The organism is [Actinomadura] parvosata subsp. kistnae (assembly GCF_900323885.1).
Taxonomy (GTDB): Bacteria; Actinomycetota; Actinomycetes; order Streptosporangiales; family Streptosporangiaceae; genus Nonomuraea; species Nonomuraea composti.
On sequence record NZ_OOHJ01000015.1, the window covers coordinates 249,262 to 264,031 of the forward strand.

Consider the following 14,770-nt stretch of genomic DNA (forward strand, 5'->3'; position numbering starts at 1 on the left):
AGTGTCAGTCGGCCTCGGGCGTACGCACCAGACCCCGGCCGCGACGCGCCGCGAACCCGAGCGCCACCAGCGCCGCGCCCGCCGCCACCGCCAACCGCCGCTGGCGCGCCACCCGCCGCTCCACCTGCGAGTACGGCGTCGTCGAGAACGAGATCAGCTCGTAACGCGAGACGTAACCGGGCAGCACCCGCTCCAGCGCGTGCTCCAGCCGCTTGCCCGCCAGGAACACCCGCGAGCCCACCTTGTCGCGCATCTCGACGAAGTTGTCCAGCGCCAGCCGGGCGATCACATCCGTGTCCGCCTTGCGCCGCTCGAACAGCTCCAGCGCCCTCGGGAAGTCGTCGCCCGCCTCGTCCAGGCAGCGGTCCAGCTCCACGCAGTCCTCGAACCCGCAGTTGGCGCCCTGCCCGTAGAACGGCACGATCGCGTGCGCGGCGTCACCGACCAGCCCCACCACCGCGTCCCCGCCGCCGGCGTGCCACGGCGAGCAGCGCATCGTGACCAGATGCCCCACCGGGTTGCCCCGGAAGTCCGGCACCAGGTCCGGCATCAGCCCGAACGCGTCCCGGTAGTGCTCGGCGAAGTACGCCCTGATCCGCTGCGGGGTGTCGAGCGCGGCGAGCGTGTCGTGCGGCCAGAACAGGGTGCAGGTGAACGAGCGGTCCTGGTTCGGCAGGGCGATCATCATGGAACGGCCGCGCGGCCAGATGTGCAACGCCCCCGGATCCAGGGCGAACCGCCCGTCCTGCGGCGGGATCGACAGCTCCTTGTAGCCGTAGTCCAGGTACTCCTGGCTGAAGCTCACGCCCGGGAGCTGCTGCAACCTGGCCCGCACCGCGCTGTACGCCCCGTCCGCGCCGATCACCACCCCGGCCTCGGCCTCCTCGCCCGACGCGAACCGTAACCGCCCCGTCCGCTCGTCCAGGCCCGTCAACCGGCACCCGAACCGCACCTCCACGCCCGGCTGCGCGCTCGCCGCCTCCAGCAGCTCCCTGTTCAGGTCCGCGCGGCCGATCGAGTTGATCGCCTGCGACCGGTCCGCGCTGTACGGCTGGAACGTGAGCGCGCCGTCCATCCCGTGCATCATCCGGCCCGCCATCGGCAGCGCCGCGTGCAGCACCTTGCCGTCGAGCCCGATCCGGCTCAAGGCGTCGATGCCCCGGCGCGAGATCGCCAGGTTGATCGACCTGCCGCGGTCCGGGCCGCGCTCCCGGGGGTCGGGGCGGCGTTCGTACAGGGTGACGCGGTGGCCGCGGCGGGCCAGGTAGCAGGCGAGCAGGCAGCCGACCAGCCCGGCGCCGACGATCGAGACCTCCATCTCTCCTTCGTACGGCGGGGGGCGGGGGTTGTCTAGGTGACGGCGGTGACGACTCTGGTGATGGCGGCGGCCGTCGCCTGCCAGATCGGGGTGCCGGGGGTGATCACGTCCTGGTGGTCGCCGGGCAGCTCCAGGTACGCCACCTCGTCCCCCGCCTGACGGGCCGCGGCGACGTAACGGCGGGAGAAGTCGACCAGGTTGACGTCGTCGCCCCGGCCCTGGACGACGATCTGCGGGACGCCCAGGGGGAGGCGGAGGAGGGGCGAGGAGGCGAGCAACTCCCCCTCGTCCAGAGAGCCGTGGTCCAGGGCGGGTGCAGGGGCTTCGCCGCCGGTCAGGGCTGCGGCCATCGCGCCGTGGCTGAGCCAGCGGCGGTCCGTCTGTTCCAGGTCGAGCACGCCCGCCAGCGACACGGCCAGCGCCACCCGGGCGCCGTCGGCCACGGCGCGCAAGGCGAGCTGCGCGCCCGCGGAGTGACCGGCCACGACGATCCGATCCAGGTCGAGCGACGGCGCCTCCGGGACGGCCAGGCCAGGCGCGACCGACGGCGGCTGCGGCTCGGCGCGATCGGGCGTGTCTGGGCCATTGCGCGGCTCGGCGCGGTCAGGTGCGTCTGGCCCATTGCGTAGCTCGGCGCGGTCAGCCGCACCTGGCCCATTGCGTAGCTCGGCGGGGTCAGCCGCGTCTGGCCCATTGCGTGGCTCGGCGCGATCGGATGCGTCTGGCCCATTCCCCGGCTGCGCGCGGCGGGCGGCGAGGGTCGGGCCAGTCGGGGTGGCGGGGCCGATGGCGTGGAGGGCGGCCAGGCCGGCGGTGACGTCCTGACGGGTCGCGGCCCAGCCGTGCAGGTCCGGGCGGCGGTACTCCAGGTTCCACACCGCGAACCCGCGCGCCGCCAGGTCCGCGCACAGCGCCTCCATGAGGTCGGCCGCCCACTCCGACCGCCAGTACCCGCCGTGCACCAGCGCCACGACCGGCACCCGCCCGGGCACGCCCGCCGCACCGGGCACCTCCGCACGCCCGCCCGCCGCGCTGGGCACCTCCGCATGCCTTCCCGTGCCGGGCACCTCGGCACGCTCTCCCGCCGCGCCAGGCGTCTCCGCCCGCCCTTCCGTCGCGCGGGGCGTCTCGGCGGGGTCTGCGTCGGGGACTGCCGCCCCCGCCTGGGGCGCCGGCGGGAGGTACAGGTCGCCCCACTGCTCGGGTGACGGGCCGTAGGGGATCCGGCGGACCTGCGGGTGGCGGGCGCGGTGGACGGCGTGGCGGATGGCCCAGGCGAGGCCCGCGAGGCCGCGGCCGTGGATGTGGCGGGCGCCCGGGACGCGGTCGATGTCCACCGGCACCACCACCCCGCTGCCGGGCGGCTGCCGGAGCAGGGTCCGGGCGTCGGGGCCGGGGGCGGGGACGACGACGACCACGTCCTCCGTACGCATGAGAGAGCGCACGTGGGCGGCGTCGCGGGCGTGGACGAGCCGGCCCGCCACCCCGAGCGCGGCGAACTCGCGGCGGGCGATCTCGCCGAGCAGTTCGGCGTCCGCCACCACCTCTGGACCGACGATCACCAGGACCTCGCGCATGGGGATACCTTAGGCCGGGTGCATGTGAAGCAGCTTCACCCGTGGCCCGGCAGTGTCGCCGAGGCGGAGGCCGTCCAGGACCGGCTCCGTGGCGAGGTCGAGCTGTCGGGGCCCGACTCGTTCGCGCTGGTGGCCGGGCTGGATGTGCACTACCGCGGCGACGACGCGCTGACGGCCGCGGTGGTCGTCCTCGACGGCGGCACGCTGGAGCCGGTGGAGGAGGTGGTGGCGCACGGGGAGGCGGCCTTCCCGTACGTGCCGGGCCTGTTCGCCTTCCGCGAGCTGCCGGCGCTGGTGGCGGCGCTCGAACGGCTCACGGTGACGCCCGACCTGCTGGTGTGCGACGGGTACGGGCTGGCGCACCCGCGCGGCTTCGGCCTGGCCTGCCATCTGGGCGTGCTGACCGGGCTGCCCGCGCTGGGTGTGGGCAAGACGCCGTTCGTCGGCACGCACGAGCCGCCGGGGCCGGAGCGGGGGGCGTGGACGCCGATCGTGCACGAGGGCGCCACGGTGGGGCGCGCCCTGCGGACGCAGCGGGAGGTCAAGCCCGTGTACGTCTCGCAGGGGCACCGCATCTCGCTGGACGTCGCCACGGACCAGGTCCTGCGCCTGACCCCGCGCTACCGCCTCCCGGAGCCGGTCCGCCGCGCCGACCACCTGGCCCGCCACCCGTCCTGACCGCCGGCCGTCTCACCCGTCTCCACGCGTCCTGACCGCCACGCGCCCACACCGCCGGCCGCCTCGCCCGGCCCACGCGTCCTGGCCGCCGGCCGCCCCTCACCCGCCGCCCGTCGCCCCCAGCGGTGCCGCGCCGCAAGCCCCCTCAGGAGGATCCGTGTGCGCCCGACGAGGCCAGGGGCGGGAGGATGGCCTGGGCGTCGGTGCCGCCGAACCACAGGCCGATCATGAACGCCGCCGTCGCCTCCAGCAGCGCCGCCCGTTCGAGCCCGCCCCCATCCACGGGGGTGCAGCCCAGGTCGGCGACGAGCGTGCGGGTGGCGGCCAGCGCCTCGGGGTCGTCGCCGCACAGGGGCACTGCCAGCGGCCTGCCGTCGAAGACGGGCGGCGTCATCCGCCACACGTCCACGTGGCACAGGTTGAACGCCTTCACCACGTGCCCGCCGGTGATGTCGCCGATGAGGCGGGCGTGGGAGCGCGTGAGGTCGTACGTGAGAGGGGCGGCGTTGGTGACGTCGATCAGCGCCTTGCCGCGCAGCGCCGCGCCGGCGGCCTGGAGCGTGTCCAGCAGCCCCTCCTCCCTGACGGCCACCACCACGACCTCGCCGAACGCGCCCGCCTCCGCGTAGCTCGCGGCCCGCACCTCAGCGCCCGCCGCAGCGGTCATCCGGGCCGCCTGGGCCGCGCTCCGGCTCAGGTCCCGCCCGCTCACCGTCACCTCGTGCCCGGCGCGTGCCCACTGCGTGCCCAGGGCGTCCGCCATGCCGCCCGCGCCCAGGATCCCGATCCGCATTGTCCGTCCTCCGTCCGTTAGGGCTTTACTGGGACGGTAGAAGTTCCGACACGCACCATTCGGTGCCCAATGGAGGGTCGCGTTGTTCCTCGCCGACTGCCAGGCCAGACTCGCCTTCGACCTGATGGCCAACACCTGGAACGCGGTCGTCGTCTGGGCGCTGCGCCACGGCCCGCGCCGGCCCGGGCGGCTGCGCGCGGAGATCGGCGGCATCAGCACGAAGGTCCTGACCGAGACGCTGCGCCGCCTGGAGTACAACGGCCTGGTGGCCCGGCGTGTCTACGCCGAGGCGCCGCCCAGGGTCGAGTACGAGCTGACCGGCCTGGGCCGCTCGCTGCTCGGCCCGATCGAGGCGTTCGGCGCGTGGGCGGCCGACCACGGCGACGAGGTCATGGCCGCCCAGGATCGTTACGAACCCGCCTGAGCATGGAGTGCGCGCAACACTTTACTTGAGCCGAGTGTTACCAAATCACTACTCTGGGTAGCTAGTCGAGGGTTGTTCATTACCGTTACCCAGGAGGTTCCATGCTCTTCACTGTCCGCAGGATCGCCGGCGCCGCCGTCATCGCGGCCGGCCTGACCGTGCTCGCCGCGCCCGCCTCGTACGCCGTCGTCGATCCGATGGTGATCGCCGAGTGTCTCACGCACGGCGCCACGGGCCTGCCCGGGGCCGTCGACCCGGCCGCGCCCGGCCTGCCCGCCGAGATGCCCGGGGTGTCCTGCCTGGCCCCCTGATCGCCGGGCGCAGACCGCCGGCGAAGGTCACCCCTCGACGACCGGGACAACCGGTGCGGGCGGCGCGCCAGATCCGCGCCGCCCGGTCCCAGAAAACCGAAGAGCAGCAAGGAGTTCCGTTGAAGGTCCGCGTCGTGGCCGCCCTCACCGCCCTGTCCGCCCTCGCACTGGCGGGCGGCGCACCACCGATCACCCTCGACAGTCTCGGCTCCGATCCGCCCCGCGTCGACATCAGCACCTACGTCCAGCACATCAACCTGCTGACGTCGTAGTGCGACTCGCGCGACTGTCCGTGGCGGACTCGCCGACCGAGTCACGGACGAGATCCGGGCGCGTCGGCTACATCATGTTCCTCAGCCGCTGGTTCCAGGCGCCTCTGTACCTGGGGCTGATCGTCGCCCAGGTGGTGTACGTGTGGCGGTTCATGATGGAGCTGCTCCACCTGGTCCACCTCGGCTTCACCGGTCACCCGCCGGAGACCGCGGTCATGCTGATCGTCCTCGGCCTCGTGGACGTCGTCATGATCTCCAACCTGCTGATCATGGTCATCATAGGGGGTTACGAGACGTTCGTCTCGCGGCTGCGCATCGAGGGCCACCCCGACCAGCCGCAGTGGCTCTCCCACGTCAACGCCAACGTGCTGAAGGTCAAGCTGGCCATGGCGATCGTCGGCATCTCTTCCATCCACCTGCTGCAGATCTTCATCAACGCGGCCCGGCCCACCATCACCGACAGAGAGCTGATATGGAAAACCCTGATCCATCTGACCTTCGTCGTCTCGGCGCTGGCGCTGGCCACCATCGACCGCATCATGGCCGGTGGCCGGCCGCAGCACGGCACCGGCGGTGCCGAGCGGCCGGGTCAGTTGCAGCCGGAGCGGATGGCCGCGTGAGCGGGCGCCCGCCGGCGTGCCGCCGTTCCTGGCGGAGCGCGGGATGAGGGTACGCGGCGCCGCGTTCGCGGGGCTCCCGGCGGCCGTCCTGGCGCTGCTCTGCGGCACCGGGGCGGTCGCCGAGGCGGAGGACGGCGGCGCGAAGCAGGGCTCGTCGTCGCTGATCGGCGACGTGATCATCTTCAATGACGAGATCGTCGAGCCCGTGTCGCTGCCGGTGAGCACCTGTGGCGGCCTGGTTCCGCTGCTCAGCAAGTCGCCCACCACCTGCGAGGGCGCCTCGCGCGTGTCGGACGACGACGCATGACGCCGTACGTGCCCGCCCGCGGGGGTGGGCGGGCACCGGGGCATCAGGTTTCAGCGGGCGGCGAGGAGGTTCTCCAGTACCACGGCCACGCCGTCCTCGTCGTTCGACAGGGTGCGGTGGCCGGCCGCCGACAGCACCATCGGGTGCGCGTTGGCCATCGCGTAACCGGCCCCCGCGTAGAGCAGCACCGCGAGGTCGTTCGGCATGTCCCCGAACGCCACCACGTCCCCGGCCTCCACGCCCCGCTCCGCGCAGAGCCGGCCGAGCGTGACCGCCTTCGTGACGCCGGCGGCGCTGATCTCCAAGAGCCCTTCCATACCCGAGTACGTGACCTCGGCCAGGTCGCCGATCGAGGCGGCCACGGCCGCGTACATCTCGTCCGCCGTGTGGGCCGGAGACAGAGCGAGCAGCTTGACGATGGGCCGGTCCTCGTCGAAGACCGACTCCACCTCGCGGTAGAAGGCCACGTCGTGCTCGATCCGGCGGGTGTAGGCGGCCTCCACCAGGATGTTCCTGCCCGTCTCGACGGCCAGGCCGACGCCGGGCAGCGCCAGGGCCAGGGCCTGCGCCACCTGGCGGGCGGTGCGCGGGTCGAGGGGATACTGGTGGGTGATCTCGTCGGTCGCGAGGTCGTACACGACGGCGCCGTTGCTGCAGATCGCGGTGCCGGACACGCCGGCCTGCCGGGCGATGCCGCGCACGCCGCGCGGGGCTCTGGCGGTGACGAAGACGATCTCGGCGCCGGCCGCGCGGGCCGCCTGGAGCGCCTGCCTGGTGCGGGGGGTGACGGTGCCCGCGTCGGACAGGAGGGTGCCGTCGAGGTCGGTGGCCACGATTCTGGGGAAGCTGCTCACAGAAGCGATTATCGCGACATATCCGGATGAAACACCTCAGAGGTCCGCTGTAGGGTACGCGCGTGTCCTCCACCGTTCCCCCCATGACCCCCCGCCCGGACGACCGCACGGCGTCCGTGTTCCGCTTCGCCACCGAGCTGGTCGCCTGGGTCGCGACCCCGTGGGCGCTGGCCCCGCACTCGGTGGCGCTGGCCGTGCTGTCGGTGATCGTCCTGATCGGGCTGCCCACGCTCTTCTCCACCCCGGGCGACAAGCGGAACGTGATCGTCGCCGTGCCCGGCTTCGTGACGATCCTGCTCGTCCTCCTCCAGGTGGTGGCGGCCGTGGCGGCGGCGTGGGTGGCGTGGCACGCGTTCGCCGCCGCGCTGGTCTCCGTGCTGGCCGTGGTCACGGTGGTGCTCGAACTGCCGCGCTGGCGGTGGCTGCTGACACGTCGCTAGAGGCGCAGCTCCGAGGGGAGCAGCCGGGCCGCGTCCGTGAGCTCCAGGCCGAGGAGCTGCCCGGCGTCGCCGTAGTCGAGGACGATGTCCTCCGCCACGAACTGCCGCATCGCCTCACCCGGCACGATCTCGTGCTTCATGGCGATGTAGGCGAGGTTCCTGGCCCGGTCCACGCTCACGTACACCGTGCGCGCCCGCCGCCCGGCCGGCTCCTCCTCCCAGGCCAGCAACCCCTCCCTGGCCTCGTGCGAGCCCGCCACCGCGGCCCTGACCGTCACCATCGCCAGCTCGACCGCCTCCAGCGAGTCGAGCCCGGAGACCTTCCGCTCGTGCTCCCAGCCGTCCAGCCCGTCGATCCGGTAGGGGCACGACCACTCCCCCGTCGGTTCCTCGAACGGCACGCCGACCGTGACCACGACCTCGCGTGGCGGATCGGTGCGCAGCGTCAGCACCCGGTGGGCGATCTCGTACATGTCTGCTCATCTACCCCGGGGCCACGCGCGGAAGACTCGGAGGGGCACCGGTTAGGCAACGGCGGCTCGCGTACCATATCGTCGCCGGAGGACCATTCGCCCAGGGGAGCGCTGAGATGAACGAGTCGTTCGGGAGCCGCCTGCGAGCCAGGCTCGACGAGTGCGGGCCGCTCTGCGTGGGCATCGACCCGAGCCCCGCCCTCCTGCACACCTGGGGCCTCGACGACTCCCCCGCGGCGCTGGAGCGCTTCTGCCGCACGGTGGTCGAGGCGGTGGCCGACGTCGCGGCCGTGGTCAAACCCCAGTCGGCCTTCTTCGAGCGCTGGGGCAGCCGGGGCATCGCCGTCCTCGAGCGGACGATCGCCGACCTGCGCGAGGCGGGCACGCTCGTGCTGCTCGACGTCAAACGCGGCGACATCGACAGCACGATGGCCGCCTACGCCGAGGCGTACCTCGACAAGGGCAGCCCGCTGGCCGCCGACGCCGTCACGCTCAGCCCCTACCTGGGCTTCGGCTCGTTGGAGGGCGCGATCACCTCGGCGATGGCCAACGACGCGGGCGTGTTCGTGCTGGCCCGCACGTCGAACCCGGAGGCGGCCGGGCTGCAGCGGCTCGTGGCCGGCCAGGTGCTGGCCGGCGCCGCCGCGGCGAACGCGGGCCACGCGCCGTTCGGGCCCGTCGGAGTGGTCATGGGCGCCACGCTGCCCGAGCTGGAGCACTCGCTCGACGACCTGAACGGGCCCATCCTGGCGCCCGGGCTGGGCGCGCAGGGGGCCACCCCCGCCGACGTGGCGCGGCTGTTCGGGTCCGTACGGCACGCGGTCCTGCCGTCGGTGTCGCGGGCCGTGCTGTCGGACCCGAAGCTGGTGCGCTCGCGCACGCTGCGCTACCGCGACGAGTGCGCCGCCCACCTCGCCGCCGACGCCCGGTAGCGCCCGGCGCTCAGAAGTGCGTGTCGATCCCGTACGCCGCGCGCAGCCGCGCCATGTCCAGCAGGTCGCGCTCCCTGGGCGGGTAACCCTGGTGGAAGCTCACCTGCTGGGCCACTGACAGGCACGGCACCCGCACGCCCTCGATCTCGCCGGTGACGAACACCTCGGCCGGATAGGTGAACGCGCCGCCCTCGTCGTCGAGCCGCTGCAGCGCGGAGCCGTCGGGCCGGAAGTGCAGCGGGTGCAGGTCCAGCTCCCGCCCGCCGGGGCCGGTCATGACGAAGCGGGCGGGCCGCCCGGGGACGACGCCCTCGGTGCGCTCGGCGTACCCCAGGGACTCCAGGGCGGCGATCACGGCCGGCTCCTGCTCCGCGCGGTGCAGCAGGTCGAGGTCGCCGTGCTCCCTGGTGACCCGGCCGACGAGGGCGTCGATGCCCCAGCCGCCGGCGACCCACACGGCGCAGCCCGCCTTCCGCAACGCCTCCAGCACGCCGAGCACCGCACCCGCTTCGAACATGACGACGATCCTAGATCAGATGACGCGGTGGACGGCGGCCAGCACCGCGTGCACCGAGGCGGTCAGGACCGAGGTGTCCTGGGCCGCGCCCCAGCAGGTGGTGCCGTTCACCTTGGCCTCGACGTAGGCGATGGCCCGGCCGCCCTTGCCGGGGCCGAGGGCGTGCTCGGAGTAGTGCAGGATGTCCACGTCGATCCCGTCGCCGGCCAGGGCCGCGGTCAGCGCCGACAGCGGGCCGTTGCCGGTGCCGCTCAGCCGCCGGCCGCCCGGCAGCGTGCCGGTGAACTCGTGCACGCCCGGCCCGGTCTCCACCGTGCTCCAGCCCTCCAGCGCGCCGATCTCGCCCGGCGCCAGGTAGGTGGCGTGGAACAGCTCCCAGAGCTGCTCGGCGGTGATCTCCTCACCGCTGCCGTCGGTGGCCCGCTGCACGACCGCGGAGAAGTCGATCTGCAGCCGCCGCGGCAGCTCCAGGCCGTAACGGGTGTTCAGCAGGTACGCGATGCCGCCCTTGCCCGACTGGCTGTTGACGCGGATGACCGCCTGGTAGCCGCGGCCCACGTCGGCCGGGTCGATCGGCAGGTACGGCACCTCCCACGGCGCCTGCTCCGGCGGCACGCCCAGGTCGGCGGCCCGCTTGGCGTGGTGGGCCAGGCCCTTGTTGATGGCGTCCTGGTGGGTGCCGGAGAAGGCGGTGTAGACGAGGTCGCCCGCGTACGGGTGGCGCTCGGGCACCGGCAGGCGGTTGCAGTGCTCGACGACCCTGCGCACCTCGTCGATGTCGGACAGGTCGATCATCGGGTCGACGCCCTGGGCGTGCAGGTTCAGCGCGAGCGTCACCAGGTCCACGTTGCCGGTGCGCTCCCCGTTGCCGAACAGGCAGCCCTCCACCCGCTGCGCCCCCGCCAGCACGGCCAGCTCGGCGCAGGCCACGCCGGTGCCGCGGTCGTTGTGCGGGTGCACCGACAGGATCACGGCGTCCCTGCGGTCGAGGTGGCGGTGCATGTACTCGATCTGGTCGGCGTACACGTTGGGCGTGGCCACCTCGACCGTCGCGGGCAGGTTGTGGGTCACGGGCCGGTCCGGCGAGGCGTCCCACAGGGCGGTCAGGTCGTTGCAGATCTCCAGGACGTAGTCCGGCTCGGTGAGGTTGAACACCTCGGGCGAGAACTGGAAGCGCACGTCCCGGTCGCCGGCCAGGCGGGCGATCTGCTCGGCGGAGCTTCTGATCATCCGGTGCAGCGCGGCCCGGTCCTGGCCGAGCACCACCTCGCGCCAGGTGGGGGCGGTGGCCGTGTAGAGGTGCACGACCACGCGTGACATGCCCTCGATCGACTCGAAGGTGCGCTCGATCAGCTCGCTCCTGGCGGGCGTGAACACCACGACGGTCACGTCCTCGGGCACGGTGCCCGGGGTGGCCAGGTGGCGGATGAAGTCGAAGTCCAGCCGGCTGGAGGACGGGTAGCCGACCTCGATCTCCTTGAAACCCATGCCGACCAGCAGCTCGAACATGCGGCGCTTGCGTTCCGGGTCCATCGGCTCGGCCAGCGCCTGGTTGCCGTCGCGCAGGTCGACGGGCACCCACAGCGGGGCCTCGGTGATGCGCCGCGCCGGCCAGGCGCGGCCGGTCAGCGGCACCTCGACGCGCTCGTGGACGGGGCGGTAGCGGTGATACGGCATGCCGCTGGGGCGCTGCCGGTTCCAGTCGTACACGGTGAACTTCCCTCTGGGTCGTGACGGGGGACCGGCGGGCACCCTGACCACCGCGGCGGGGTGCCGGTCCGGTCAGGCCCCGCCGCGGCGGCCAAGAAGCAGGCGACCGTACGACGTCATGCGGGTAGACTAATCACAACACAGGTCCTCAGACAACCTGAGAGGTTCACCGCCATGCCGCTCGGCTCACTCCGCCCCAGCCCTCTCGTCGAGCAGGCCACCGAGCACCTGCGCGCGCAGATCACGCAGGGCGAGTGGCCGGTCGGCACCCGGCTCCCCGGGGAGAACGCGCTGGCCAAGACCCTCGGCGTGGGCCGCTCGACCGTACGGGAGGCCCTGCGCGCGCTCGCCGGAGCGGGGCTCGTGCAGGCCCGCCAAGGGTCCGGCGTGTTCGTGATCGCCACCGAGCCCGCCGAGGAGTGGCCCGCCCGGCTCCGGCGCGCCGCCATCACCGACGTGTACGAGGTGCGCGTCATCGTCGAGACCCAGGCGGCGCGGCTGGCGGCCGGGCGGCGTACCGACGAGGACGTGGCGGCGCTGGAGTCGGCGCTGCGCGAGCGCGAGCGGGCGGCGGCCGGCGACGACACGGCCTTCGTGGACGCCGACATCGCGCTGCACGCGGCCGTCGTCGCGGCGGCGGGCAACCCGGTGCTGACCGACCTGTTCGCCGAGTTCGCCCCCGCGCTGCGGGAGCGGCTGATCGACCTTGTGCAGCTGCTGGAGCTGCGGGCACACGATCCCAACACCGGGCACGACACGCACGCGGCGCTGGTGGCGGCCATCCGGCGAGGCGACGGCGACGCGGCCGAGGGGGTCCTGCGGGCGGAGCTGGAGCACACCCTCACCCTCCTCCACCGTCAGCACCCCTGACCAGCCCACCGACAGCCCCGTGACCGCCCGGCTCCGCTCCCCTGCGGCGGGCGCGCGTGGTCGGGCATGCGTGGTGGGCGCGCGTGGCGGACGCGCGTAGTGGGCGGGCGTGGCGCCGGTGGCTGGCGTGGCAGGCGTGGCCGCCTGTGGCCGTGGCGGCCGCCCGTGGTGGGCACCCGTGGTGGGCGCACTGGTGCCGGCGCGCGTGGTGCCGGCGCGCGTGGTGCCGGCGCGCGTGGTGCCGGCGCGCGTGGTGCCGGCGCGCGTGGTGCCGGCGCGCGTGGTGCCGGCGCGCGTAGTGGGCGGGCGTGGCCCCGTGGCAGGCGTGGCCGCCTGTGGCCGTGGCGAGCGCGCGTGGGGCATGGCGGGCACGCGTGGCGGCGGTGGCTGGCGTGGCCTGCGTGACACGCGTGGACGCGTGGGCGCCTTTGGGCGGCCGGGGTCAGCCGGTGGGGCCTACGTCCGGGCGGATCTCGTCGTCGTCCTCGCCCGGCGCCTCCTCCGGCTCGGGCTCGTCCAGCTCGTCGGGCGGGTCGGCCGAGATCGGGCGGCGCGACTTCGGGGTGTTGCAGCCCGAGCGCTCGGCGACCACGTCGCTCTCCCCGCTCACCCCGCCCACGGCTTCCGGCAGCTCGCCGGATGTCTCACTCATGGCCCTCACCTGCCCCGACGGACCCGCCCGAACCCGCCAGAACCCGGTGAAGGGGCAGGTCAGGCGAGGGCGTCCTCGATCTGGCGGCGGGTCGGCATCGAGGTGCTGGCGCCCTCGCGCTGCACCGACAGCGCCGCCGCCATGGAGGCGAAGGCGAGCGCGTCGGCCATGCCGCGCCGCTCGGTGCGCGCCACCGCCAGCGCCCCCACGAACGTGTCGCCGGCCGCCGTCGTGTCGACCGCGTCCACCTTCACCGACGGCACCCGCAGCCGCTCCCCCGACCGCGCCCCGTACAGGGCGCCGTCGGAGCCCAGCGTGATCACGGCCTCCTCGACCAGCTCCAGCAGCGCGTCCAGGGCGGCCTCGGGCCCTTCGACGCCGGTGATGGCGGCGGCCTCGTGCTCGTTCGGCACGAGAACCGAGACGGCGTCGAGCAGCTCGGCGGGCAGCGGCTGGGCGGGCGCGGGCGTGAGGAAGACCTGCACGCCGGCCACCTTGCCGGCCTGCGCGGCCTCCACGACCGCCTCCATGGGCAGTTCGAGCTGGAGCAGCAGCGCGCTGGACGCGGCGATCACGGCCAGGTCCTCGCCGGAGGGGCCGGTGACGGTGCCGTTCGCGCCGGGGACGACGATGATCGAGTTCGAGCCGTCGTCGTCGACCACGATGTGCGCGATGCCGCTGGAGCCGGGCACCTGGCGCAGGCCGCGCACGTCCACCCCGGCCTCCGCGAGCGTGGCGCGCATCTCCGCCCCGAACCCGTCGTCGCCCACCGCCCCCAGGAACGCCACCTCGCCGCCGGCGCGCGCGGCGGCGATCGCCTGGTTGGCGCCCTTCCCGCCGGGCACGGTGCGGAACCGGTGACCGGTGACCGTCTCGCCCAGCTTGGGGGCTTTCGCGACGTACGCGACGAGGTCCATGTTGGCGCTGCCGAAAACCGAGATCATGGCTTCATCATCTCCTGCGTACGGGCGGCCAGCTCGGCAAGACCCACCCCGTCGAAACCCGTCAGGCTGCTGGCCAGGCTGTCACGCATGCGCCATCGCTCCGGCACGCCTCCGGCCAGCGCGCCCGCGACGGCCCCGCCGTGGCGCCGGCCGAGTCGGTGTCCCAGCCGCCGGCCACCGCGCCGGCGATCGTGGCGGTGAAGTCACCCTTGCCGTGGATCAGCGTGGCCGCCACGAGGGCGGCGTTGTTGATCGTGTGCACCCAGTGCAGGTGGCCGTGCCGCTCGTGCAGGCGGTCCACGACCCGCTCGAAGTCGTCCTCGCCGGCCGCGTCCTCGGCGGCCAGGCGTACGGCCTCGTGCAGCCGCGACCCCTCCGGCACCACCGACAGGCCCGCCCGCACGACCTCCTCCGCCGACGTCGCCACCATGGAGGCCGCGCACATCGCCGCCGCGAACATCGCCCCGTAGATCCCGTTCGCGGTGTGCGTGAGCCGGGCGTCGCGCCAGGCGTACTCGGCCGCGGTCGCCGGGTCGCCCGGGTTCACCCAGCCGTACACGTCCGCCCTGATCAGCGCGCCGATCCACTCCCTGAACGGGTTGCGGTAGGTGGCCGTCGCCGGCGGCTCCACACCGTCCAGCAGGTTGCGGTACGCGATGCGCTCCGCGGTGAACGTGCGGCCCGCCGGGAGCTCGTCCAGCCACAGCCGGGCCACGTCCTCGGTGGTGAAGCCGCGGCCGTGCCGCTCCAGGAGGGACAGGGCGAGCAGCGGGTAGTTGAGGTCGTCGTCCTCGGGGATGCCGTCGATGTTCTCGGCCAGGGAGTTGACGGCGCTACGGCGGTTCCACGGCCAGCGGCGGGCCACGTCGTCCGGCAGGCCCTTGGCCGTGAACCAGCCGCGGATCGGCCAGTTGCCGGTGGCCTGCGCGATCTCCCTGATGCCCGCGCGCGGGATCTTCTCGACCGGCTTGCCCAGCACGCACCCGGCCGCCCGCCCCAGCCACGCCCGAGCACCCGTTCCGGATCCACCGCGCCTGCCCCAGCGCTCTTATCGGGCCACGCGGGGCAGGCCGCGATG

Annotated in this window: 19 protein-coding genes; 9 read left to right on the forward strand and 10 right to left on the reverse strand. The window is 73.8% G+C overall.

The window, feature by feature from the left end:
* Positions 1–4: 4 nt before the first annotated feature.
* On the reverse strand, positions 5–1,402 hold the full coding sequence (locus tag KIS93_RS15805) for an FAD-dependent oxidoreductase (RefSeq protein ID WP_329607761.1): 1,398 nt from the start codon (positions 1,400–1,402) through the stop codon (positions 5–7).
* Positions 1,351–2,895, reverse strand: coding sequence for an alpha/beta hydrolase fold domain-containing protein (locus KIS93_RS63375; RefSeq protein ID WP_222107485.1), 1,545 nt, complete (start codon positions 2,893–2,895; stop codon positions 1,351–1,353). The genes KIS93_RS15805 and KIS93_RS63375 overlap by 52 nt, the downstream gene beginning before the upstream one ends.
* A gap of 18 nt (positions 2,896–2,913) precedes the next feature.
* Here KIS93_RS63375 and KIS93_RS15815 point away from each other — a divergent pair, with 18 nt between their 5' ends.
* A complete protein-coding gene (locus tag KIS93_RS15815) occupies positions 2,914–3,573 on the forward strand; it encodes an endonuclease V (protein ID WP_080046487.1) in 660 nt (219 codons plus the stop codon).
* Positions 3,574–3,718: 145 nt separating this feature from the next.
* Here the strand turns inward: KIS93_RS15815 and KIS93_RS15820 are convergent, their stop codons facing one another.
* Positions 3,719–4,366, reverse strand: a complete 648-nt coding sequence (locus KIS93_RS15820) for an NADPH-dependent F420 reductase (protein ID WP_080036855.1) — start codon at positions 4,364–4,366, stop codon at positions 3,719–3,721.
* Between the two features lie 82 nt (positions 4,367–4,448).
* Here KIS93_RS15820 and KIS93_RS15825 point away from each other — a divergent pair, with 82 nt between their 5' ends.
* The 5 genes from KIS93_RS15825 (at position 4,449) to KIS93_RS15845 (ending at position 6,300) form a co-directional block, all read left to right on the forward strand.
* A complete protein-coding gene (locus KIS93_RS15825; RefSeq protein ID WP_230465985.1) occupies positions 4,449–4,790 on the forward strand; it encodes a winged helix-turn-helix transcriptional regulator in 342 nt (113 codons plus the stop codon).
* Positions 4,791–4,891: 101 nt separating this feature from the next.
* Positions 4,892–5,101 (forward strand): hypothetical protein, encoded by a 210-nt coding sequence (locus KIS93_RS15830; protein WP_080036854.1) that lies wholly within the window; start codon positions 4,892–4,894, stop codon positions 5,099–5,101.
* 119 nt (positions 5,102–5,220) lie between these two features.
* Positions 5,221–5,373, forward strand: a complete 153-nt coding sequence (locus KIS93_RS15835) for a hypothetical protein (RefSeq protein WP_155126507.1) — start codon at positions 5,221–5,223, stop codon at positions 5,371–5,373.
* Entirely contained in the window at positions 5,373–5,993 is a 621-nt protein-coding gene (locus tag KIS93_RS15840; protein WP_080036853.1) for a TIGR00645 family protein, read from the forward strand. The genes KIS93_RS15835 and KIS93_RS15840 overlap by 1 nt, the downstream gene beginning before the upstream one ends.
* Positions 5,994–6,036: 43 nt before the next feature.
* Positions 6,037–6,300: a hypothetical protein gene (locus KIS93_RS15845; protein WP_155126504.1), complete on the forward strand. Its 264-nt coding sequence runs from the start codon at positions 6,037–6,039 to the stop codon at positions 6,298–6,300.
* 50 nt (positions 6,301–6,350) lie between these two features.
* Here KIS93_RS15845 and KIS93_RS15850 read toward each other — a convergent pair whose 3' ends face one another.
* The gene (locus KIS93_RS15850) at positions 6,351–7,154 is read right to left on the reverse strand and encodes an HAD family hydrolase (RefSeq protein WP_222107486.1); all 804 of its coding nucleotides are present in this window, start codon (positions 7,152–7,154) and stop codon (positions 6,351–6,353) included.
* A gap of 83 nt (positions 7,155–7,237) precedes the next feature.
* Here KIS93_RS15850 and KIS93_RS15855 point away from each other — a divergent pair, with 83 nt between their 5' ends.
* Complete coding sequence (locus tag KIS93_RS15855; RefSeq protein ID WP_080046484.1) at positions 7,238–7,594, forward strand: hypothetical protein; 357 nt, start codon at positions 7,238–7,240, stop codon at positions 7,592–7,594.
* Here KIS93_RS15855 and KIS93_RS15860 read toward each other — a convergent pair.
* Entirely contained in the window at positions 7,591–8,067 is a 477-nt protein-coding gene (locus tag KIS93_RS15860) for a DUF6968 family protein (RefSeq protein ID WP_080036851.1), read from the reverse strand. The genes KIS93_RS15855 and KIS93_RS15860 overlap by 4 nt on opposite strands.
* 116 nt (positions 8,068–8,183) lie before the next feature.
* Between KIS93_RS15860 and pyrF the strand changes: the two genes are divergently transcribed.
* Positions 8,184–8,999 (forward strand): orotidine-5'-phosphate decarboxylase, encoded by an 816-nt coding sequence (pyrF, locus tag KIS93_RS15865; protein WP_080036850.1) that lies wholly within the window; start codon positions 8,184–8,186, stop codon positions 8,997–8,999.
* A gap of 10 nt (positions 9,000–9,009) precedes the next feature.
* Here pyrF and KIS93_RS15870 read toward each other — a convergent pair whose 3' ends face one another.
* Together KIS93_RS15870 and KIS93_RS15875 are read right to left on the reverse strand one after the other, a co-directional pair.
* Positions 9,010–9,516: a nucleotidyltransferase domain-containing protein gene (locus KIS93_RS15870; protein WP_080036849.1), complete on the reverse strand. Its 507-nt coding sequence runs from the start codon at positions 9,514–9,516 to the stop codon at positions 9,010–9,012.
* A gap of 15 nt (positions 9,517–9,531) precedes the next feature.
* Complete coding sequence (locus tag KIS93_RS15875) at positions 9,532–11,193, reverse strand: 2-isopropylmalate synthase (protein WP_080046483.1); 1,662 nt, start codon at positions 11,191–11,193, stop codon at positions 9,532–9,534.
* Positions 11,194–11,400: 207 nt separating this feature from the next.
* Here KIS93_RS15875 and KIS93_RS15880 point away from each other — a divergent pair, with 207 nt between their 5' ends.
* On the forward strand, positions 11,401–12,096 hold the full coding sequence (locus KIS93_RS15880) for a FadR/GntR family transcriptional regulator (protein ID WP_080036848.1): 696 nt from the start codon (positions 11,401–11,403) through the stop codon (positions 12,094–12,096).
* 442 nt (positions 12,097–12,538) lie between these two features.
* Here KIS93_RS15880 and KIS93_RS15885 read toward each other — a convergent pair whose 3' ends face one another.
* The 3 genes from KIS93_RS15885 to KIS93_RS15895 all read right to left on the reverse strand — a co-directional run bounded on the left by KIS93_RS15885 (position 12,539) and on the right by KIS93_RS15895 (position 14,671).
* Positions 12,539–12,748, reverse strand: coding sequence for a hypothetical protein (locus KIS93_RS15885; RefSeq protein WP_080036847.1), 210 nt, complete (start codon positions 12,746–12,748; stop codon positions 12,539–12,541).
* A gap of 59 nt (positions 12,749–12,807) precedes the next feature.
* Positions 12,808–13,692 (reverse strand): ribokinase, encoded by an 885-nt coding sequence (gene rbsK, locus KIS93_RS15890; RefSeq protein WP_080036846.1) that lies wholly within the window; start codon positions 13,690–13,692, stop codon positions 12,808–12,810.
* Positions 13,693–13,753: 61 nt separating this feature from the next.
* Positions 13,754–14,671, reverse strand: coding sequence for an ADP-ribosylglycohydrolase family protein (locus tag KIS93_RS15895; protein WP_246005292.1), 918 nt, complete (start codon positions 14,669–14,671; stop codon positions 13,754–13,756).
* Positions 14,672–14,770: the final 99 nt, after the last annotated feature.

Coding starts and splice junctions, on each gene's coding strand:
- KIS93_RS15875 (WP_080046483.1), bottom strand. CDS start 11,193: ATGCCGTATCACCGCTACCGCCCCGTCCACGAGCGCGTCGAGGTGCCG.
- KIS93_RS15845 (WP_155126504.1), top strand. CDS start 6,037: ATGAGGGTACGCGGCGCCGCGTTCGCGGGGCTCCCGGCGGCCGTCCTG.
- KIS93_RS15885 (WP_080036847.1), bottom strand. CDS start 12,748: ATGAGTGAGACATCCGGCGAGCTGCCGGAAGCCGTGGGCGGGGTGAGC.
- KIS93_RS15820 (WP_080036855.1), bottom strand. CDS start 4,366: ATGCGGATCGGGATCCTGGGCGCGGGCGGCATGGCGGACGCCCTGGGC.
- KIS93_RS15870 (WP_080036849.1), bottom strand. CDS start 9,516: ATGTTCGAAGCGGGTGCGGTGCTCGGCGTGCTGGAGGCGTTGCGGAAG.
- pyrF (WP_080036850.1), top strand. CDS start 8,184: ATGAACGAGTCGTTCGGGAGCCGCCTGCGAGCCAGGCTCGACGAGTGC.
- KIS93_RS15880 (WP_080036848.1), top strand. CDS start 11,401: ATGCCGCTCGGCTCACTCCGCCCCAGCCCTCTCGTCGAGCAGGCCACC.
- KIS93_RS15830 (WP_080036854.1), top strand. CDS start 4,892: ATGCTCTTCACTGTCCGCAGGATCGCCGGCGCCGCCGTCATCGCGGCC.
- KIS93_RS63375 (WP_222107485.1), bottom strand. CDS start 2,895: ATGCGCGAGGTCCTGGTGATCGTCGGTCCAGAGGTGGTGGCGGACGCC.
- rbsK (WP_080036846.1), bottom strand. CDS start 13,692: ATGATCTCGGTTTTCGGCAGCGCCAACATGGACCTCGTCGCGTACGTC.
- KIS93_RS15855 (WP_080046484.1), top strand. CDS start 7,238: ATGACCCCCCGCCCGGACGACCGCACGGCGTCCGTGTTCCGCTTCGCC.
- KIS93_RS15860 (WP_080036851.1), bottom strand. CDS start 8,067: ATGTACGAGATCGCCCACCGGGTGCTGACGCTGCGCACCGATCCGCCA.